Consider the following 18,545-nt stretch of genomic DNA (forward strand, 5'->3'; position numbering starts at 1 on the left):
GCACCGCAGGGCACGCGGGGAGGGCGCGACCGGCCGCCGTCGACACCGGGGGAGGCGGGGGCGCGTACTGGTCCCAACGGGTGTTTTCCAGCCGCCGCACCGGTGGCGATGCGGGGCGTCGGGGCCGGATCGGGCGACTGATGATTCATGACGAAGGATCAGTTGCTCACGCGGCGCCGGGTGTTGATCGGCGGGGCCGCCGCCGCGGGGGCGGCCGCCGGTACGGCCGTGCTGCTCACCACGGGCGGGGACGGAACCCCGGCCGCCCGGCCCGCCACCCCCGCCGCGGGCGCCCCGGCGCACATCGCACTCAAGCCCTCCGCCTACCGTCTCCAGCCGCTCACCGGGTACGGCCCGCCGCACGCCGTCACCCACGGGCGCACCATGGTCCGCCGCGAGCCGCTGCTGCGGGTGTCCGGACGTGGCCGCACCATGGTGCTGACCTTCGACGACGGCCCCGACCCCCGCTACACCCCGGACATCCTGCGGACCCTGCGCGAGCACGACGTCCGCGCGATGTTCTTCGTGTGCGGGGAGATGGCGGCCGACCACAAGGACCTGCTGGCGGAGATGGCCGAGGACGGGCACGTCGTCGGCAACCACACCTGGTCCCACCCCCTCCTCACCCGCCTGACCCGCTCCGCGATCCACTCCCAGATGGAGCGGACCTGCGAGGTCATCGAGGACGCCTACGGTGAACCGCCCGTCTGGTTCCGCGCCCCCTACGGCGCCTGGAACCGGGCCGCCTTCCAACTCGGGGCCGACCTCGGCATGGAGCCGCTCGCCTGGACCGTCGACACCCTCGACTGGATGACCCCGGGCACCCGCACCATCGTCGACCGGGTCGAGCGCGGCGCCGCCCCGGGTGTCGTGGTGCTCTCGCACGACGCGGGCGGCGACCGCTCGCAGAGCGTCCGGGCACTGCGCGACTATCTGCCTCAGCTGCTGGATTCCGGGTACCGCATCACCGTACCGAGCAGGCAATACACGTAACGGAATTGCTGAATACGGGCTTTCGCCCGCCGGTCGGGAAACGCTCAGCGAACCTCGACCAGGCGGGCGAACACCACGACATTCCCGTTGTAGCCGTTCTGCTTCGAGAAACCGCCCCCGCAGGTGATGACGCGCAATTCGGGGGTGCCCTTGCTGCCGTAGACGCGGTCGCCGGGGAAGTTGTTCTTGTCGAAGACCTCGATGCCGTAGATCTCGAACACGGCCACTTTTCCGTCCTGGCGCTGGGCCTCGACGCGATTTCCCTTTTTGAGGGCCCCGAGTCCGTAGAAGACGGCGGGGCCCAGTTTGTTGTCGACATGACCGACGACCACCGCGGTGCCCTTCTCGCCGGGCGACACCGCGCCGGTGAACCAGCCGGCCAGGTTCGGGTCCTCCGCCGGCGGGGCGTCCACCCAGCCGGCCGCGTCCAGGCCCACCGGCAGCACCGGCGCGTCGACCTGGATCGCCGGGATCCGCACCCGGTCGGCCACCGAGTACGGCAGCGCGGCCGGGCTGCCGGAGAAGGTGCCGCCCGGCAGGCGGCTGTCCGCTGCCGCCGCCGAGGCGGGCTGCGGCGGCCCCACGTCGAACTCTCCCGAACCGTTCCGGATGAGAGCGAGTCCGGTCAGCAGAACAAGCGCTATCACGCCCCACGGAGCGCGCTTCTTCCGCTGCTCCTCCTCTTCCGCCACCTCGGACGCAGCCATTCGCCATCCCCTCTCGACCCGGCCGTCGCCGTGTCAATCGCGCATACGAGAACGCTAAGTGCCCGGCGTGAAACCGGCGACGGGGCAGCAGCGAACGGGTGGCGGGTGTGCCGTTCGTGTCCTTCGTGGGGGACCGGTGAGTGTCCTGTGCGTACGTGGCGTGGACTTGGCACGTACAGGGTGAGCCATCCGAGTTGCCGTCGAAAGTATTTTTCTGACGGTCCGTGACCTGCGGCAATATCTGATTGTGTGGTCTTCCTTCGGCGTGTCCCCTCACCAGGACGGACCATTCCCGAAATGCGGCTGCGCGCAAGGCATCTGAGGGTTCGTCTGGGAGGCGCTTTCTCGCCGATCTACCGGGGACGGTTCCCGGGGCGCCTTCCGCGGAGGTTCAGATGCGTACTACTCGTGCCCTGGTGGTGTCTGCCGCCACGGTCGCCGCGGTGGGGCTCGCCGCCCCGGCCGCTTCGGCCTGGGACCAGCCGACCGGCGTCACAGCCGCGCCGAGCGCCATCGCCCCGGGCGGGCAACTGGTGCTCACGGTCAACGGTTCCGCGTGCACCATGCACGGCAGCACCGTCAGCTCCAACGCCTTCCCGGCCACCAGGCTCAAGTCGATGGGCGGCAGCACGGCGACGGCGACGGTGACCGTCAACGCGAACGCCACCGCGGGTTCGTACAGCGTCACCACCACCTGTGAGAGGCGGCCCAAGGTCTTCGCCGGTGTCTTCACGGTCATCGGTGGCGTCCGGGGCGGTCTCGGCGGCAGCAGCTCCAGCGGGGCCACGCCGGCCGACATGGCGATCGGGGGCGGGCTGGTGGCCGCCGCGCTCGTAGGTGGTGGTGTGTTCTGGATGCGCCGCCGGTCCGAGAGCAGGATCTGACGCTCACCCCTTCGGAGCGCGGACCGCACGTCGACAGCCCTTCGCCCCGGAACCCGTCAGGGTCCGGGGCGAAGGGCTGCGCGGGTGCCGTCAGGCGTTGTCGTCGCCGGTGCGACGGCGTGAGAAGTGGTACGCCACCGCCATCGACCCCGCGATGAGCGCGGCTCCGAGGCCGATCTCCTTGAGGTCGAAGCCGGCGACACTGCCGCCCTCTCCGGCGTGCACACCCCGCTGCACGGGCAAGGGGTAGTGGGTCGGGTCGCTGGGCCGGCCGATGGCGATGGTGAGGTCCGTATGGCCGCTCTCGCCGCCGCACGTGAACGTCACCCGGTACGCGGCCCCCGGCTTGGCGTCCCAGTCGACCTTCGCCGTCGCCGACGACTGTCCCTTGGGGATGGTGACCGGGTCGAAGACACCGGAGGAGACCCGGGTGTCGTCGTTGCAGCTGTCCACGCGCAGGGTGACCTGCCCGCCCGCCGCGATGGTCGAGGGCACGACACTGAAGCCGAACGACGTGACGCTGTTGTCCGTGACGGTCGCGTGAGCGGCGGGTGCCGTGAGCGTGAGGGCGGTGATGCCCAGCAGTGCGGCCGAAGCGACGCGTATCGCGCGCATGTGAGTCCTCCGGGTCCCCGAGGAGCAGCTGCGGACCTTTTCCGCTCGCGCCGTTCCGGTCGCGCCAGAAATGCACCTCGATATCCGAAACGCTAGGAACACGTGTGCGCACGCGCGATCGGTGTCGTACGAATGGGGCATGGATGTGGGCCGCTCGGGGGGCCTCGTTGAGCAAGCCGGGGGACACCCGCGTGTGGCGGGTGTCCCCCGTGGGCGCGTCCGGTGAGGAACCGTCAGCCGGTCATCGGATCCGGCGGGCCGTCACTTGCCGATGCCCGGAAAGAGCGTCAGGAATGGATCCGCGGTGGCCGTGATGCCACGGCTGTAGGGCGCGTCGAAGTCCCAGATGAGGAAGAGCAGGAAGGCGATCAGGGTGGAGAACAGCCCGGCGAGGATCAGTTCGCGGGGTGTGCGACGGATCTGGAGGGCGAAGATCATGCCGACCGTGATCATGCCTCCCGCGATCAGGCCGAACCAGACGACGCCGGGCATGGTCGGCCCGGTCGAGTCGGCGCGGGCCGTGCGTGCCTGGTCCGCCGTGGTCACCTGGTCGAGGAGCGGCTGGTAGGCCTGCGCCTGGAAGTCCGTCTTCGGCTCGTAGTCGGTGACGTCGACGCGGATGCGCTGCAGCAGCTGGTCGCCGCGCTCGGTGACCTTGCCGTTGTCGGACATCTCCTGCCACTCGGTATTGACGACGTGTCCGACATAGGCGTTGACGTCGTCCCGAATACGGTCACGGACGTCGGGCGGGTAGACCCGGACCCGCTCCGAGATCTCGTGCAGTGCGTGGGCCTCGGTCGAGACGTGGTCCTGGGCGACACCGCGCGCCTCCCAGACGCCGGCGATGGCCAGACCCAGCACGATGGCGTACACCACGCCGATCCACATCGTCATGTACTCGATCACGTCCGGGGTGTCGGACGGATCCTCGTCCTCCGGGGCCCTGCGGTCCCGGACGAAGGTGATGAGGATGACGACCGCGCACGCGGCCGCGATCGCGACGGCGAGAACAAGCCATTCCGACAAGGGGATGCCTCCAAGGGGTCAGCGCGGACGCAGTGCGGCGACGGCGATCACGGCGGGCAGCGTGATGAGCAGGGTGAACGAGATCAGTGAGGGGCCGCTGCGGACGGTCCGTTTGCGGGCGGACACGTGGTACGGCGGGTAACTCACCGGAGCCGGTGACAGCGTCGGGCTCGGACTCGGCGTCGGGGTGCGCTTCGGGGTGGGCGCGGGGGTGGGGGTGGGAGCGGGCGATGGCGGGGGGCTCGGGATCGGCGGCGCCGGTGCCGGGGCGGGAGGCGGAGCCGGTGGCTTCGGCTCTGGAGTCGGCGTCGGTTTCTGCGGGGGAGTGGGCTTCGGGGTGGGCGTGGGAGGCGTGGGTGTGGGCCTCGGACTCGGCGGCGGCTCCACGGTGGGTGGGGGCGGCGGAGGGGGCGTCGGTGTCGGGGTCGGGGTGGGGCAGGGCGGTGGGGGTGTCGGACTCGGGCACCAGGAGCCGGTGCCGGCGATGACCGTCGCACCGTTCCCGGTGACGGCCGCTCCACCGTTGCCCGCGCTGACCGACCAGCCGCCTCCGGTGGCGACCGGTGTGCCGCCGCCGACCGTGACCGCCGTACCGTCCCCCGTGACCACCACTTCCACCGACGCGTTGCCGTCGGGATCGGCGGAGACATAGGCGCACGTGGTCGCCGCCGCCGTGCCGCTTGGCACACCGACAAGCAGCCAGGTCAGTGCCAGCAGGGCCAACATCCGTATGGCGAGGGCGAATTGCGTCCGTGTGTGTGCATGCACGACGAAGATCATGGGGCCTGGCGCCCTCGCGCGCGCCCGAGCGCGCGGGGATTGCCCCGAAGGGGTGACATACCAGGGGTGAAGGTTTGGATCAGGTGTTCCCTGTGCGGCGGTGATCCGTCCGCATGTGCGAGGTGTGACGGGTGGGATCACAGGGTTCGGAAAGAAATTTGTGCGGGGGTTGAACGAAGTGACCACCACCGCCCGTACCTAGGACCGTGCGGCGGCCCAGCAGGGCGTCGCGACACCCTAACGATTACGGGGAGTTTCACAATGAAGACCTCCTGGCGGAGCGCCTCACTCGTAGCGTCAGCTGCGGCCGTGCTGGTGCTCACGACGGCGTGCGGTCAGGACAAGGGCGCCGATTCGACGAGTCAGAACGTCGGTGCCGCCGCTCCTGCCGCTGGTTACGGCAACGCGAGCAGTGGCAACGGTTCCACGGTCGGCACGAGCACCGCCGGTACGGGCACAGGTACCGGTACGGGTACCGGCACCGATGCCAATGGCGAGCAGGCAGCCGCGGGCAACGCCGCCGCGGCTGGTCAGTTGAACGTGGTCACGAGTGCGGAGATCGGCAAGGTGCTGGCCAGCAGCTCCGGTCGTACGATCTACCGTTTCGACGCGGACACGGCCGAACCGCCGAAGTCCAGCTGTGACGGCGACTGCGCCACCGCCTGGCCGCCGGTTCCGGCGGGCGATGTCACGGCCGGAGCCGGTATCGATGCCGCACTGCTCGGCGAGGTGACCCGTTCCGACGGCACCAAGCAGCTGACCGTCGGCGGCTGGCCCGCCTACTACTTTGCCAAGGACACCGCGGCCGGTGACATCAAGGGCCAGGGTGTGGGCGGCAAGTGGTACGGCCTCGCTCCCGACGGCAAGAAGGCCACGCTGGCCTCGCTGCCCGGCCTGTCCACCCGCAACGACCCCAAGCTCGGCACGATCGTCGTCGACAAGAACGGCATGACGGCCTACCGCTTCGAGAAGGACACCCCGTGGCCGATGAAGTCGGCCTGTGTCGGAGCGTGCCTCGAGAAGTGGCCCGTCATCGCCCCGGTCGCCGCTGCCGACACCAAGGGCATCGACAACAAGAACGACGGCCGTAGGGGCTATGTCGTCCTGAACCGTCCGGACGGCCTCAAGCAGCAGAGCATCGACTGCTGGCCGATCTACACCTTTGCCGGTGACAAGGTTCCCGGTGACACCAACGGTCAGGGTGTCGGCGGCACTTGGTACGCCATCGCCCCCGATGGCAAGGCGGTCGGCAAGCCGAGCCAGTAGGAGGAACCGACTTCCCCAGGGGCCTGCTCCCTCCGTGTCGCACAGTCTGTGCCGCACGGAGGGAGCAGGCCGCTTCGGCATGTCCGGAACACGCCGGCGAGTAGGGCGATTTGCCGGTGAATCGTCCCTGACTCGCCGTATTTCTCCGGGACTTCGCCGCGACTTCGTACCCATTGAGAACTCTTTGGAATCCTCCGGACATTTTTCGTGCGGAGTTCGCGGCGCGTCAATTCGGCACGTGCCGCAGGCAGTGACCGGGAACGGACGGTCAATTTCCGTTTCCGCTCGCTCCTTTGGCAGGCGATCAGTAACCTCAGCTCGAACACTGGAGCGCCAACGCCTGCCAACTCCTTGGAGAGAGATAGATGGAGCGTCCCGCCTGGGCCCCCCGGGGCATCGACATCTCGGTGCCGAGCGTTTCCCGGATCTACGACTTCTACCTGGGCGGTTCGCACAACTTCGAGGTCGACCGGGAAGCGGCCCGCAGGGCCATGGAGTTCATGCCGGGACTTCCGAAGATCATGCAGGCGAACCGTGCGTTCATGCGCCGGGCCGTCCGCTTCGCGGCAGCCGAGGGCATCACCCAGTTCCTCGACATCGGCTCCGGCATTCCCACCTTCGGCAGCGTCCACGAAGTCGCCCAGGCAGTGAGCCCCGAGGCGCGCGTGCTGTACGTCGACCACGACCCGGTTGCCGTCGCACACAGCCAGGCGGTGCTGGCCGGCAACGAGCACGCCGACGTCCTCGCCGCCGATCTGCGCAAGCCCCGGGAGATCCTGGCCAGCGCCCAGATGCAGGGCCTCATCGACCAGAACCGGCCAGTGGCCCTGCTTCTCGTTGCCATACTGCACTTCGTGGAAGACACGGACGACCCGTACGCGGCGGTCGCCGAGCTGCGCGACGCGCTCGCGCCCGGCAGTCTGCTCGTCCTCACGCATGCCTCGTACGAGGGAATCCCGCTGTCGCCCGAACGGGCCGAGGGCACGGTCGACGTGTACAAGGACATTCGCAACCCGCTGGTCATGCGCTCGCGCGATTCGATCGCGCGGTTCTTCGAAGGGTACGACATGGTGGAACCGGGACTGGTGCCGATGCCGCGCTGGCGGCCGGACACGGCGTTGGAGGACGAGGATCCCTACGCCTTCTCCGGATTCGCCGGCGTGGGGCGTACGACGTGATCGCGGATCCGGACGGCCCCCAGGACAGACTGCGCAGGTTCGCGACCATCTGGAGCCGGGCGGTGTACCCGGTGACCTCCACCTCGCTGACCAGGCCGGAGTTCGAGGAGCACCTCCTGCCGCTCGCCGGGCGGTTGAGCGAGGCGCTGCGGGCCAGGACGTTCGAGGCCGAGGTGGGCCGGGCGGTGGGCGCCGCGCTGGTCTCCGTGCACTGCACCGACCCCGAGGCGCTCAGCCGCTCGCTCGACTGCGTGGACGCCTACCTGGTGCTGTACTGCGGTGAGGACGGCCCGCAGGACGACCTGCGCGCCCGTTCGTCGCGGCTCCAGCACGCCATGGCGGCCGGCTTCGCAACGGCACTGCGCGACCGGACACTGGCCGAGCAGGAGGCGATCGCCTGGGCCGCGCAGAGCGCGCGCAGCGCGGTCGCCGAGGCGCTGCACGACAGCGAGGCCCGCTTCCGCGCGGTCTTCGAGGGCGCGGCCATAGGCATCGGCATCGCCGACCTCGACGGCAACATCCTGCAGATAAACGGCGCGCTGCAACGCATGTTCGGCGGCTCGGAGCAGACCGTACGGGGCCGCAAGGTCACGGAGTGGACCCACCCGGACGACGCCCCGCAGACCTGGAGGCTGTACGACGAACTCGTCCGCGGCGAGCGCGAGCACTACCACGTCGAGAAGGCGTTCTACCGCCCCGACGGAACGGTCCTGTGGACCAACCTCACGGTCTCCCTGCTCCGGGACGCCGACGGTCACCCCCAGTACCAGCTGGCCCTGATGGAGGACACCACCGAGCGCCGGCTCCTCAACCTCCGGCTGCGCTACGAGGCCACGCACGACGCGCTCACCGGACTGCCCAACCGCACCCTGTTCTTCGAACGCCTGGAGAAGGCGGTGACGGCGCGCGAGGGGCAGCGCTTCGGCCTGTGCTATCTCGACCTCGACGGCTTCAAGACCATCAACGACAGCCTCGGGCACGCGGCCGGCGACCGGCTGCTCGTCGAGATCGCCGACCGGCTCCAGTCCTGCGCGACGGCGCCGGGCGAGATGGTGGCCCGGCTCGGCGGCGACGAGTTCGTGGCGCTGACCACCGGCCCCGACACCGAGGCCGAGGTCGACGAACTCGCCGCTCGCATCATGCACGCACTGGTCGCCCCGGTGAGCGTCGACGGCCGTGAGCTGACCGTGCGCGGCAGCATCGGCATCGTCGAGGGACCGGCGGGGGAGCGTGGCCCTGCGGAGGTGCTGCGCAGCGCCGACATCACCATGTACCGGGCCAAGTCGGCGGGCGGCAACCGCTTCGAACTCGCCGACCCCGAGGCCGACTTGAAGGCGATCACCCGCCACGGCCTGACGACGGCACTGCCGGCCGCGCTGGACCGGAACGAGTTCTTCATCGAGTACCAGCCGCTGGTCCACCTCGGCGACGGCAGCGTCCGTGGCGCCGAGGCCCTGGTGCGCTGGCTGCATCCGCAGCACGGCGTCCTCGGCCCCGACCGCTTCATCCCGCTCGCCGAACACACCGGCCTGATCGTCCCGTTGGGCCGCTGGGTCCTGGAACAGTCGGTCCGCCAGGCCCGCGAGTGGCAGGAACTGTACGGCGGCCACCCGGCCGGGGGCCCGCTGCGCATCAACGTCAATCTGTCCCCCTGCCAGCTCACGCACCCCGGGCTGGTGCAGGACACGGTCGACATCCTGGAACGCGCGGGTCTGGAACCCGAGGTGCTGTGTCTGGAGGTGACGGAATCGGCCCTGATCGGCGCCGACGACGACCTCCTGAAGCCGCTCCGCCGCCTGGCCGAGATGGGTGTGGACATCGCCCTGGACGACTTCGGCACCGGCTACTCGAACCTCGCCAACCTGCGCCGACTCCCGGTGAGCATCCTCAAGCTCGACCGTTCCTTCACCCAGGGCATGCAGCAGTTCCCGGCGGACCCCGTCGACCTCAAGATCGTCGAGGGGATCGTTTCCCTCGCCCACAGCCTGGACCTCGCGGTCACGGTCGAGGGCGTGGAAACAGGTGCCCAGGCCGAGCAGTTGCGCATACTCGGCTGCGACACAGCCCAGGGCTGGTACTACGCCCGCCCCGGCCCACCCGAACGCCTCCACGACCTGGCCCTGGTGGACGCGACGGGCTGAGACCCCCACTCGGTTGCGAAGGCGCCGGGGTCACGCGCGAGGATGGGCGCGTGACCCCGGAATCAGCCGACGTGAGCGAGGCCATCGAGGCCGAGCTGCGCCTCATGGACCCTGCTGTCCGCGCCTCCCGCGCCCTCGCCGCCCCGCTGTTGGACCCCGAGTTCGTCGAGGTCGGTTCCTCGGGGCGGCGCTACACGTACGACGAGATGGTGGCCGACCTGCCCGACCACCCGGGCGGTTCGACCGAGGGGCCCCGCTACGAGCCGTCGGTCATCACGGGCGCCGTCCTGGCCCCCGGCCTGGTGCACCTCACGTACGAGACGGACTTCGACGGCCACCGGGCCCGCCGAAGCTCGATCTGGCGCAAGCAGAACGAGGAGACGGGCTGGCGGATGTACTACCACCAGGGCACACCAGTGCCCCGTAAGGGGCACGGGGAACTGCGCGACCAGCCACGTACCACCTGAGCTGTCTCCACGACCTGAGCGCCCCCTACCGTTCCAAAAGCATCCGCTGCAACTCCCGAGCCGCCCGAGGCGGAGCCACATCACTCCGGTGCGCCAGCGCGATCGCCCGGAACAATCCCGGCCGAGCCAACGGAGTTACCCGTAGCCCGCGCCCCGACCGGCTGGCCACCATGCGCGGCACGACGGCCACGCCCAGCCCCGCCCGCACAAACCCCAGCACCGCGTCCATCTCCCCGCCCTCCACCGCGAACTCCGGCTCGAACCCAGCGGCGCGACACGCGGCCACGGTCAGTTCGCGCAGGTCGTAGCCGTGCCGGAACATCACCAGGCGCTCGCCCTCCAGGTCGGCGACGCGGACGGTCCGCCGCCCCCGGCCGGGGGCGGGTGCCTCCGGGGACGACACCACCACCAGGTCCTCGCGCAGCACCTCCACCGTGGTCAGCGCCGGAGCCGGGGCCGGCAGCGGGAGAACGACCAGGGCGAGATCGAGAGCGCCGCGCGCCAGCTCCCGTACGAGATCGTGCGAGCCGCTCTCCTCGACCAGCAGCCGGATGGCGGGATAGCGGTCGTGGAAGGCGCGCAGCACGTCCGGCAGCAGACCCGTGCACAGGCTCGGCGTCGCACCGAGCCGCACCCGGCCCGCCCGCAGCTGCACCAGCTCCTGCACCTCGTGCCGGGCCGTGTCCGCGTCGGCCAGGATGCGCCGGGCCAGCGGCAGGAGCGCCTCGCCGGCGTCCGTGAGCGTGATGTTGCCGCGCGCCCGATGGAACAGATCCGCCCCCAACTCCCGCTCCAGCGCCTTGATCTGCTGCGAGAGCGAGGGCTGCGCGACATGGACGACATCGGCGGCCCGGGTGAAGTGCCGGGTCTCGGCGACCGCCACGAAGTACTGGAGCTGCTGGAACTGCATGCGTCCAGGGTACGGCTTGCATAGGCTGTGTCTATGGAAACGAGCCGGACCATGTCTTGGACCGATCAGGGTTTCCCGGCCTAGCGTCTGAGCCATGGCTCTGGCAACGCGGACGGACCGACGGCCGTCCATCGCACGTACCGTGTGGGACTCGTCCGTCGGCAAGAAGACAGTCATGGCCGTGAGCGGTCTGATCATGCTGCTGTATCTCGTCGTCCACATGATCGGCAACCTGAAGATCTTCTTCGGGCCCGGCGAGTTCAACCACTACGCGCACTGGCTGCGCACGGTCGGCGAGCCCTTCATGCACGACGAGTGGACGCTCTGGCTCGTCCGCGTCGTGCTCGTGGCCGCCGTCGTCGCCCATGCCACCTCCGCCTACCAGCTCAGCCGCCGCGACCTCCGGGCCCGGCCGAGCAAGTACGTGCACAAGAAGGCGCGGTCGAGCTACGCGACGCGCACCATGCGCTGGGGCGGGATCATCCTCGCCCTGTTCATCGTCTGGCACATCCTCGACCTGACCACCGGCACCGTGCACTCGGGCGGCTTCCAGGAGGGCCACCCCTACCAGAACGTCGTCGACACCTTCTCCACCTGGTACGGCAACGTCATCTACATCGTCGCGATGCTTGCCCTCGGCCTGCACATCCGGCACGGCTTCTGGAGCGCCGCCCAGACCCTCGGCGTCGGCAGCCGCACCCGCGACCGCGCCCTCAAGACCGTCGCCAACGTTCTCGCGCTGCTGCTCACGGCCGGTTTCCTCGCCGTACCCGTGGGCGTCATGACCGGAGTGGTGAGCTGAAATGACCTACACCGAATACGTCACCGGTGAGCCCCTCGTCGACCACAAGGCGCCCGCCGGCCCGGTCAAGGAGCGCTGGGACACGCGCCGTTTCGAGGCCAGGCTCGTCAACCCGGCCAACCGGCGCAAGCACACCGTCATCGTCGTCGGCACCGGGCTGGCGGGCGGTTCGGCCGGGGCCACGCTCGCCGAACAGGGCTACCACGTCGTCCAGTTCTGTTACCAGGACTCCCCGCGCCGCGCCCACTCGATCGCCGCCCAGGGCGGTATCAACGCGGCGAAGAACTACCGCAACGACGGCGACTCCGTGCACCGGCTGTTCTACGACACCGTCAAGGGCGGCGACTTCCGCGCCCGCGAGTCCAACGTGCACCGGCTGGCGCAGATCTCCGTCGAGATCATCGACCAGTGTGTGGCACAAGGGGTGCCCTTCGCCCGCGAGTACGGCGGGCTGCTCGACACCCGCTCCTTCGGCGGTGTCCAGGTCTCGCGGACCTTCTACGCCCGCGGCCAGACCGGACAGCAACTGCTCCTCGGCGCCTATCAGGCCCTCAGCCGGCAGATCGCCGCCGGGAACATCGAGATGCACGCGCGCACCGAGATGCTCGACCTGATCGTCGTGGACGGGCGGGCCCGGGGGATCGTCGCCCGGAACCTGATCACCGGGGAGATCTCCAGCCACTTCGCGGACGCCGTCGTCCTCGCCTCCGGCGGGTACGGCAACGTCTTCTACCTCTCGACGAACGCCATGAACTCCAATGCCACCGCCGTCTGGCGGGCCCACCGGCGCGGCGCCCACTTCGCCAACCCCTGCTTCACCCAGATCCATCCGACCTGCATCCCGCGCACCGGGGATCACCAGTCCAAGCTCACGCTGATGAGCGAGTCCCTGCGCAACGACGGCCGGATCTGGGTGCCGAAGGCCAAGGGGGACCGGCGGCCCGCGGGCGAGATCCCCGAGGACGAGCGCGACTACTACCTGGAGCGCATCTACCCGTCCTTCGGCAACCTCGTGCCGCGAGACATCGCCTCCCGGGCCGCCAAGAACGTCTGCGACGAGGGGCGGGGCGTCGGCCCCGGCGGCCAGGGCGTCTACCTCGACTTCGCCGACGCCGTGCGGCGGATGGGACGCAAGGCGGTCGAGGAGAAGTACGGCAACCTCTTCGACATGTACGCGCGGATCACCGCCGAGGACCCGTACACGGTCCCCATGCGGATCTATCCCGCCGTGCACTACACGATGGGCGGCCTCTGGGTCGACTACGACCTCCAGACCACCGTCCCCGGGCTGTTCGCGATCGGCGAGGCCAACTTCTCCGACCACGGCGCCAACCGGCTCGGGGCTTCCGCCCTCATGCAGGGGCTCGCCGACGGGTACTTCGTCCTCCCGGCCACCATCAACGACTACCTGGCCCGCCACCCCGGCCAGGACCCGGTCGACGCCCAACACCCCGCCGTACAGGAGGTGTTGGCGGAGACCGAGGACCGGCTGCATCTTCTCCTCTCCGTCGACGGCGACCGCACCCCCGACTCCTTCCACCGCGAACTCGGCGAACTGATGTGGGAGTTCTGCGGCATGGCCCGCAGCGACAGCGGGCTGCGCAAGGCCCTTGAGCGCATCCCGCAGATCCGCGAGGAGTTCTGGCGGCGGATCAAAGTCCCCGGCACCGGCGAGGAGTTCAACCAGTCCCTGGAGAAGGCGAACCGTGTCGTCGACTACCTGGAACTCGCCGAGCTGATGTGCCTCGACGCCCTGCACCGCGCCGAGTCCTGCGGCGGCCACTTCCGCGAGGAGTCCCAGACCCCCGACGGCGAGGCGGAGCGCAGGGACGACGAGTTCTCGTACGCCGCCGCCTGGGAGTTCACGGGGACGGGCAAGGCCCCGACCCTGCACAAGGAAGACCTTGTCTTCGAGTACGTCCACCCCACCCAGCGGAGCTACGCATGAAGCTCACCCTGCGCGTCTGGCGCCAGCGCCACGCCGACGCCGACGGTGCCATGTCCACGTACGAGGTGGACGGCATCTCGGCCGACATGTCGTTCCTGGAGATGCTCGACACCCTCAACGAGGAACTCATCCTCAAGGGCGAGGACCCGGTCGCCTTCGACCACGACTGCCGTGAGGGCATCTGCGGCGCGTGCTCGCTCGTCATCAACGGCGACGCGCACGGGCCCGAACGCACCACCACCTGCCAGCTCCACATGCGGTCCTTCGCGGACGGCGACACCATCGACGTCGAACCGTGGCGCGCCGCCGCCTTCCCGGTGGTGAAGGACCTCGTCGTGGACCGGTCCGCCTTCGACCGCATCATCCAGGCCGGCGGTTACGTCACCGCCCCCACCGGCGCCGCCCCCGAGGCCCACGCCACCCCCGTACCGAAACCGGACGCCGACTTCGCCTTCGAGCACGCCGAGTGCATCGGCTGCGGGGCGTGTGTGGCCGCCTGCCCGAACGGCGCGGCGATGCTGTTCACCTCCGCCAAGGTCAACCATCTGAACGTGCTGCCGCAGGGGGCACCCGAGCGGGAGACGCGGGTGCTGGACATGGTCGCGCAGATGGACGAGGAGGGGTTCGGCGGCTGCACGCTGGCCGGTGAGTGCGCCACGGCCTGCCCGAAGGGCATCCCGCTCTTCTCCATCACCGGGATGAACAAGGAGTGGCTGCGAGCTGCTCGGAGAGAGGCGAAGCGATAGGGCCGTTGTCGGGTGCGCGTCCCGTCGTGGCTGGTCGCGCCCACCCGGCGGAGCCGTAAATGTGACAGCCCCGCGCCCCTTGGGGGCGCTCCAGTGACCGTTCGCCGACAAGGTGCGGACGGGCGGGACCGGGAGTGGTGCTCATCCCCGGTCCCGCCAGGCACCCCTGGCATTCAGCAAGCTCACACCCGATCTCTCTTCGAGAGTCACGCCCCGGACAGCCGCAGTCGGAAGAACTGATGCGGCCGGACGTAACGGGACCGGCCAGCTCGCCGCCTCGCCGTCCCCGGCCCGTGACCAGGAGAGAGCCATGACCGGCGTTTCCACCATCGAACGTCCCCCGCTCCCCGCCGTACCCACCCGCTACACCGTCACCCTCGCCCGCGACGAGGACGACGTACGAGCCGCGCAGCGGCTGCGTCACGACGTCTTCGCCGGTGAACTCGGGGCCCTGCTGTCCTCCCCGCAGCCCGGCCTCGACATCGACCCCTTCGACGCGTACTGCGACCACCTGCTGGTCCGCGACACGGTCACCGGCCAGGTCGTCGGCACCTACCGGCTGCTGCCCCCGGAACGGTCCGCGATCGCCGGACGCCTGTACTCCGAGGGCGAGTTCGACCTCTCCCCGCTCGACGCGATCCGCCCCGGACTCGTCGAGGTCGGCCGTTCCTGCGTCCACCCCGACCACCGCGACGGCACGGTCATCGGCCTCATCTGGGCCGGGATCGCCCGCTACATGATCGACCGCGGTCACGACTGGCTCGCCGGCTGCTGTTCCATCCCGCTCTCCGACGGCGGCGCGCTCGCCGCCGCCACCTGGGACCGCGTCCGCGACCGGCACCTCGCTCCGGAGGAGTTCCGGGTACGGCCGCTGCTGCCCTGGTCCGCCGAGGGCGTGACCCGTCCCGAGGGCCGCACCGAACTGCCCCCGCTGCTGCGCGGGTACGTCCGCCTGGGTGCCTGGGTCTGCGGGGAGCCCGCCCACGACCCGGACTTCGGGGTGGCCGACCTGTACGTGCTGCTGTCGATGCGCCGGATCAACCAGCGCTATCTGCGGCACTTCCTCTCCCTCGTCCCGGCCTGATGAGCGTCTGGCTGCCCAGCGCGCCCTGCACCCCGAGGACGTGTGTGGAGACGAAGGGTTCCGTGACGGCCGTACCCCTGGCCGTGCTGCGGCTGATGACGGTCCTTGTGGTCCTGCTCGCGGGGATCGCGCTGTGTCCGTTCGGCAGGAGGATCCCCGCCGGGTGGGTACGGATCTGGGTCCGTGTGATCGTGCGGGCGGCGGGGGTGCGGGTCCGGACGACCGGCGCCACCGCCCCCGCCGGGGGCCTTCTGCTGGTCGCCAACCACATCTCGTGGCTGGACATCCCGCTGCTGGCCGCCGTACGACCGGCCAGGATGCTGGCCAAGGCCGAGATCCGGCAGTGGCCGGTGGCGGGTGTGCTGACCGCGAGCAGCGGCGCGCTGTTCATCGAGCGCGACCGGCTGCGGGCGCTGCCGCAGACGGTCGCGAAGATCGCCGACGCCCTGCGCGCGGGCACGGCGGTCGTGGCCTTCCCCGAGGGCAGCACCTGGTGCGGCAAGGCGCAGGGCCCCTTCCACCGGGCCGTGTTCCAGGCCGCGCTGGACGCCGGGGTCCCCGTCCAGCCGGTCCACATCCACTACCGGCTCGCCGGGGGAGGGGCCAGCACCGCGCCCGCGTTCGTCGGCGAGGACTCCCTGCTCGCGTCGGTGTGGCGGGTGGTGTCGGCGCGCGGGCTGGTGGCGGAGGTCGGGGTACGGGAGGCCATAGCGCCGGGCAGCCACCCGGACCGGCGCGCTCTGGCCCGCGCCGCCCAGCCGCCGCCGCTGGGAGCGCATCAGCCGCAGCTCGTCACGCCGCCCGGAACAGTCCGGCCAGCCGCCGGCAGGAGTCCAGCAGGGCATCTCGGTCGTACGTGCTGGTCGTGACCAGGACCTCCTGCGCGCCCGTTTCCTTCACCACCGTCTCCAACTCATGGGCCACCTCGTCCGCCGTTCCGGCGAGCTGGCCCGTGAGCCCGGACTCGTAGAAGCCGCGCTCCTTGGCGGTCATCGGGCGGGACTCGACCACCTCGGCCGGCGGCAGCGGCGGGAAGGTGCCGTGCGTGCGGGAGTACGCCATCGACCAGGCCTCGGGGATCAGGAGCCGCCGGGCCTCCTCCGGGGTGCCGGCCACCGCGACCGTTCCCGAGATGACCACATACGGCTCGCTCGCCCAGGCCGAGGGCCGGAAACCGGCACGGTAGGCGTCGATGCCGCGCAGCATCCGCTCACGGCTGCGCAGATCGCCGATCACCATCGGCAGGCCCGCCCGGGCGGCGATCGCCGCGCCCTCGCCCATGGCCAGCACGAAGGGCGGCACCGTCAAGCCCTCGGCGGGGCGGGCGTGCACCCCGGTCGGGGAGGTGCCGTCGAACCAGCCGAGCAGCTCGTCGAGCTGGGCCGCGAAGTCCTCGGCCACCTCTTTGTCGCGGCCCAGGGCCCGGCGTACGCCGTCGGTGAAGCCGACCGAGCGGCCGAGCCCCATGTCGATCCGGCCCGGGAACAGGGACTCCAGGACGCCGAACTGCTCGGCCACGACCAGTGGTTGGTGGTTCGGCAGCATGACCCCGCCGGTGCCGACGCGGATCGTCCGCGTCGCGGCGGCCACGGCGGCGGCCAGCACGGTGGGCGCGGAACCGGCGACCCCGGGGACGCCGTGGTGCTCGGAGACCCAGAACCGGTGGAAGCCGAGCCGTTCCGCCTCACGGGCCAGCGCGACCGTGTCCCGCAGGGCCTCGGAGTCCGGGCGTCCCTCCCGGGTCCGGGACCGGTCGAGCACCGAGAACCGGGTCGCGGACAGTACCGGCCACGGACCCGGTCGCTGCGGCTGCGCCGGTTGATCTGCTGGGTTCGGCATAACGGCTCCGGACGTCCTCGGGTGTGTCCGTGTCAGCGATCTTCCGGCCGCACGTATTCCTCGCGGCCTCCCGGGCACCTGTGCAAGGGTGCAGTACATGTCGACTACAGCGGACGGCCGTCCGATACCTCCCGCGCACGCCGACGAGCGTGCCATGCTGGCAGCCTGGCTCGACTTCCACCGCGCCACCCTGGCCCTCAAGTGCCAGGGCCTCGACGACCGGCAGTTACGCCTCGCCTCGGCGGCTCCCTCGGAGATGACCCTGCTCGGTCTCGTCCAGCACATGGCCGACATCGAACGGAACTGGTTCCAGCGGATATTCGCGGGCCTCGACGTGCCCGTCATCCACCCGGAGGGCAAGGGCGACGGTTTCGGCCTTGTCCCCGGGCGCGGGCTCGACGAGACGCTGGCCGTCTGGCGGACGGAGATCGCGCGGAGTCGGGAACTGGTCAGCGCCGCGGCCTCGTTGGACGAAACCGGGCGGCTCTCGGAGGCGGAGGCGGCCCTGGCCGGTACCCAGGGGCTCTCGCTGCGCTGGATCATGGTCCACATGATCGAGGAGTACGCCCGCCACAACGGCCACGCCGACCTCCTCCGTGAACTCATCGACGGGGCCACCGGGGCCTGAGCCCTGACAAAGGTCCAACACAACCAACCAGCAAGGGGATCCAACGTGTCTGCGCCACGCCTGCGGGCGACTCCGCTGCCGGGTATCGGGGTTCAGTACGACCTCGTCACGCGTGAGCAACGGCATATGTCGGTGGTGGCCCACCGCGACGGCGGCCGTACCGTGAGCATGTACCGGGCCGACGATCCGGACTCGTGCGCCCAGTCGCTGCGGCTGACCGCGCCCGAGGCCGCCTCGCTGATCGACGCGCTGAGCCCCTCCCACCACAGCCCCAGCCTGCTGTCCACCACTCCGCTGGGTCTGGTCGCGGAGCGGGTGGAGGTTGCCGCCGGTTCGCGCTGGAACGGGCGGGTGCTCGGGGAGACACGGATGCGGACGGAGACCGGCGCGTCCGTGGTCGCGGTGTTGCGGCGGGCCGAGGCGATCCCCTCCCCGACGCCCGACTTCCGGATGGCCGGCGGAGACATCGTCATCGTGATCGGCACCCGCGAGGGCGTCGACGCCGCCGCGGCGATACTCGGACGGGAGTGA

The 18,545-nt window shown here is 70.4% G+C and carries 19 protein-coding genes; 13 read left to right on the forward strand and 6 right to left on the reverse strand.

From position 1 onward, the window contains the following. Window positions 1–147 precede the first annotated feature (147 nt). Window positions 148–993 (forward strand): polysaccharide deacetylase family protein, encoded by an 846-nt coding sequence (locus ACH4TV_RS21260; RefSeq protein ID WP_398400252.1) that lies wholly within the window; start codon window positions 148–150, stop codon window positions 991–993. Window positions 994–1,037: 44 nt separating this feature from the next. Here the strand turns inward: ACH4TV_RS21260 and ACH4TV_RS21265 are convergent, their stop codons facing one another. Beyond that, window positions 1,038–1,700 (reverse strand): class F sortase, encoded by a 663-nt coding sequence (locus ACH4TV_RS21265; RefSeq protein ID WP_398400254.1) that lies wholly within the window; start codon window positions 1,698–1,700, stop codon window positions 1,038–1,040. 395 nt (window positions 1,701–2,095) lie between these two features. On the opposite strand from ACH4TV_RS21265, the gene ACH4TV_RS21270 reads away from it, so the two are divergent. Next, window positions 2,096–2,584, forward strand: a complete 489-nt coding sequence (locus ACH4TV_RS21270) for a hypothetical protein (RefSeq protein ID WP_398400257.1) — start codon at window positions 2,096–2,098, stop codon at window positions 2,582–2,584. Between the two features lie 90 nt (window positions 2,585–2,674). Here the strand turns inward: ACH4TV_RS21270 and ACH4TV_RS21275 are convergent, their stop codons facing one another. From ACH4TV_RS21275 to ACH4TV_RS21285, 3 genes are all read right to left on the reverse strand, one after another. Next, a complete protein-coding gene (locus ACH4TV_RS21275; RefSeq protein WP_398400259.1) occupies window positions 2,675–3,199 on the reverse strand; it encodes a hypothetical protein in 525 nt (174 codons plus the stop codon). 261 nt (window positions 3,200–3,460) lie between these two features. Next, on the reverse strand, window positions 3,461–4,225 hold the full coding sequence (locus ACH4TV_RS21280; protein WP_398400261.1) for a hypothetical protein: 765 nt from the start codon (window positions 4,223–4,225) through the stop codon (window positions 3,461–3,463). 18 nt (window positions 4,226–4,243) lie between these two features. After that, window positions 4,244–4,993, reverse strand: a complete 750-nt coding sequence (locus ACH4TV_RS21285) for a hypothetical protein (protein WP_398400264.1) — start codon at window positions 4,991–4,993, stop codon at window positions 4,244–4,246. Window positions 4,994–5,266: 273 nt separating this feature from the next. Here ACH4TV_RS21285 and ACH4TV_RS21290 point away from each other — a divergent pair, with 273 nt between their 5' ends. From ACH4TV_RS21290 to ACH4TV_RS21305, 4 genes are all read left to right on the forward strand, one after another. Further along, window positions 5,267–6,271 (forward strand): SCO0930 family lipoprotein, encoded by a 1,005-nt coding sequence (locus tag ACH4TV_RS21290; protein ID WP_398400267.1) that lies wholly within the window; start codon window positions 5,267–5,269, stop codon window positions 6,269–6,271. A gap of 365 nt (window positions 6,272–6,636) precedes the next feature. Next, the gene (locus ACH4TV_RS21295) at window positions 6,637–7,449 is read left to right on the forward strand and encodes an SAM-dependent methyltransferase (protein WP_398400269.1); all 813 of its coding nucleotides are present in this window, start codon (window positions 6,637–6,639) and stop codon (window positions 7,447–7,449) included. Continuing rightward, the gene (locus ACH4TV_RS21300) at window positions 7,446–9,590 is read left to right on the forward strand and encodes a putative bifunctional diguanylate cyclase/phosphodiesterase (protein ID WP_398400271.1); all 2,145 of its coding nucleotides are present in this window, start codon (window positions 7,446–7,448) and stop codon (window positions 9,588–9,590) included. The genes ACH4TV_RS21295 and ACH4TV_RS21300 overlap by 4 nt, the downstream gene beginning before the upstream one ends. A 50-nt stretch (window positions 9,591–9,640) precedes the next feature. Continuing rightward, the gene (locus ACH4TV_RS21305; protein ID WP_398400273.1) at window positions 9,641–10,057 is read left to right on the forward strand and encodes a DUF4440 domain-containing protein; all 417 of its coding nucleotides are present in this window, start codon (window positions 9,641–9,643) and stop codon (window positions 10,055–10,057) included. A 25-nt stretch (window positions 10,058–10,082) separates the two neighbouring features. Here the strand turns inward: ACH4TV_RS21305 and ACH4TV_RS21310 are convergent, their stop codons facing one another. After that, window positions 10,083–10,967: a LysR family transcriptional regulator gene (locus tag ACH4TV_RS21310; RefSeq protein WP_398400274.1), complete on the reverse strand. Its 885-nt coding sequence runs from the start codon at window positions 10,965–10,967 to the stop codon at window positions 10,083–10,085. 130 nt (window positions 10,968–11,097) lie between these two features. Here ACH4TV_RS21310 and ACH4TV_RS21315 point away from each other — a divergent pair, with 130 nt between their 5' ends. From ACH4TV_RS21315 to ACH4TV_RS21335, 5 genes are all read left to right on the forward strand, one after another. Continuing rightward, window positions 11,098–11,769 (forward strand): succinate dehydrogenase, encoded by a 672-nt coding sequence (locus ACH4TV_RS21315; RefSeq protein ID WP_398400737.1) that lies wholly within the window; start codon window positions 11,098–11,100, stop codon window positions 11,767–11,769. Window position 11,770: 1 nt separating this feature from the next. Then, complete coding sequence (locus tag ACH4TV_RS21320) at window positions 11,771–13,717, forward strand: fumarate reductase/succinate dehydrogenase flavoprotein subunit (protein WP_398400275.1); 1,947 nt, start codon at window positions 11,771–11,773, stop codon at window positions 13,715–13,717. After that, the gene (locus tag ACH4TV_RS21325; RefSeq protein WP_398400277.1) at window positions 13,714–14,463 is read left to right on the forward strand and encodes a succinate dehydrogenase/fumarate reductase iron-sulfur subunit; all 750 of its coding nucleotides are present in this window, start codon (window positions 13,714–13,716) and stop codon (window positions 14,461–14,463) included. Before ACH4TV_RS21320 ends, ACH4TV_RS21325 begins: the two co-directional genes overlap by 4 nt. 310 nt (window positions 14,464–14,773) lie before the next feature. Further along, window positions 14,774–15,547 (forward strand): GNAT family N-acetyltransferase, encoded by a 774-nt coding sequence (locus tag ACH4TV_RS21330; RefSeq protein ID WP_398400279.1) that lies wholly within the window; start codon window positions 14,774–14,776, stop codon window positions 15,545–15,547. Further along, entirely contained in the window at window positions 15,547–16,416 is an 870-nt protein-coding gene (locus tag ACH4TV_RS21335) for a lysophospholipid acyltransferase family protein (protein ID WP_398400282.1), read from the forward strand. Before ACH4TV_RS21330 ends, ACH4TV_RS21335 begins: the two co-directional genes overlap by 1 nt. Here the strand turns inward: ACH4TV_RS21335 and ACH4TV_RS21340 are convergent. Further along, complete coding sequence (locus tag ACH4TV_RS21340; protein ID WP_398400285.1) at window positions 16,340–17,386, reverse strand: LLM class flavin-dependent oxidoreductase; 1,047 nt, start codon at window positions 17,384–17,386, stop codon at window positions 16,340–16,342. The two genes, ACH4TV_RS21335 and ACH4TV_RS21340, sit on opposite strands and share 77 nt — an antisense overlap. A 97-nt stretch (window positions 17,387–17,483) precedes the next feature. On the opposite strand from ACH4TV_RS21340, the gene ACH4TV_RS21345 reads away from it, so the two are divergent. Both ACH4TV_RS21345 and ACH4TV_RS21350 read left to right on the forward strand, forming a co-directional pair. Further along, window positions 17,484–18,014, forward strand: coding sequence for a DinB family protein (locus ACH4TV_RS21345; protein WP_398400287.1), 531 nt, complete (start codon window positions 17,484–17,486; stop codon window positions 18,012–18,014). 45 nt (window positions 18,015–18,059) lie between these two features. Continuing rightward, window positions 18,060–18,545, forward strand: coding sequence for a cation:proton antiporter regulatory subunit (locus ACH4TV_RS21350; protein ID WP_398400289.1), 486 nt, complete (start codon window positions 18,060–18,062; stop codon window positions 18,543–18,545).

It is taken from the genome of Streptomyces sp. NPDC020898 (assembly GCF_044333925.1).
Taxonomy (GTDB): domain Bacteria; phylum Actinomycetota; class Actinomycetes; order Streptomycetales; family Streptomycetaceae; genus Streptomyces.

Excerpts from the sequence above, each read along its gene's own strand:
- ACH4TV_RS21260 (WP_398400252.1), top strand. The coding sequence starts at position 148 with ATGACGAAGGATCAGTTGCTCACGCGGCGCCGGGTGTTGATCGGCGGG.
- ACH4TV_RS21265 (WP_398400254.1), bottom strand. The coding sequence starts at position 1,700 with ATGGCTGCGTCCGAGGTGGCGGAAGAGGAGGAGCAGCGGAAGAAGCGC.
- ACH4TV_RS21270 (WP_398400257.1), top strand. The coding sequence starts at position 2,096 with ATGCGTACTACTCGTGCCCTGGTGGTGTCTGCCGCCACGGTCGCCGCG.
- ACH4TV_RS21275 (WP_398400259.1), bottom strand. The coding sequence starts at position 3,199 with ATGCGCGCGATACGCGTCGCTTCGGCCGCACTGCTGGGCATCACCGCC.
- ACH4TV_RS21290 (WP_398400267.1), top strand. The coding sequence starts at position 5,267 with ATGAAGACCTCCTGGCGGAGCGCCTCACTCGTAGCGTCAGCTGCGGCC.
- ACH4TV_RS21295 (WP_398400269.1), top strand. The coding sequence starts at position 6,637 with ATGGAGCGTCCCGCCTGGGCCCCCCGGGGCATCGACATCTCGGTGCCG.
- ACH4TV_RS21310 (WP_398400274.1), bottom strand. The coding sequence starts at position 10,967 with ATGCAGTTCCAGCAGCTCCAGTACTTCGTGGCGGTCGCCGAGACCCGG.
- ACH4TV_RS21320 (WP_398400275.1), top strand. The coding sequence starts at position 11,771 with ATGACCTACACCGAATACGTCACCGGTGAGCCCCTCGTCGACCACAAG.
- ACH4TV_RS21325 (WP_398400277.1), top strand. The coding sequence starts at position 13,714 with ATGAAGCTCACCCTGCGCGTCTGGCGCCAGCGCCACGCCGACGCCGAC.
- ACH4TV_RS21330 (WP_398400279.1), top strand. The coding sequence starts at position 14,774 with ATGACCGGCGTTTCCACCATCGAACGTCCCCCGCTCCCCGCCGTACCC.
- ACH4TV_RS21335 (WP_398400282.1), top strand. The coding sequence starts at position 15,547 with ATGAGCGTCTGGCTGCCCAGCGCGCCCTGCACCCCGAGGACGTGTGTG.
- ACH4TV_RS21340 (WP_398400285.1), bottom strand. The coding sequence starts at position 17,386 with ATGCCGAACCCAGCAGATCAACCGGCGCAGCCGCAGCGACCGGGTCCG.
- ACH4TV_RS21345 (WP_398400287.1), top strand. The coding sequence starts at position 17,484 with ATGTCGACTACAGCGGACGGCCGTCCGATACCTCCCGCGCACGCCGAC.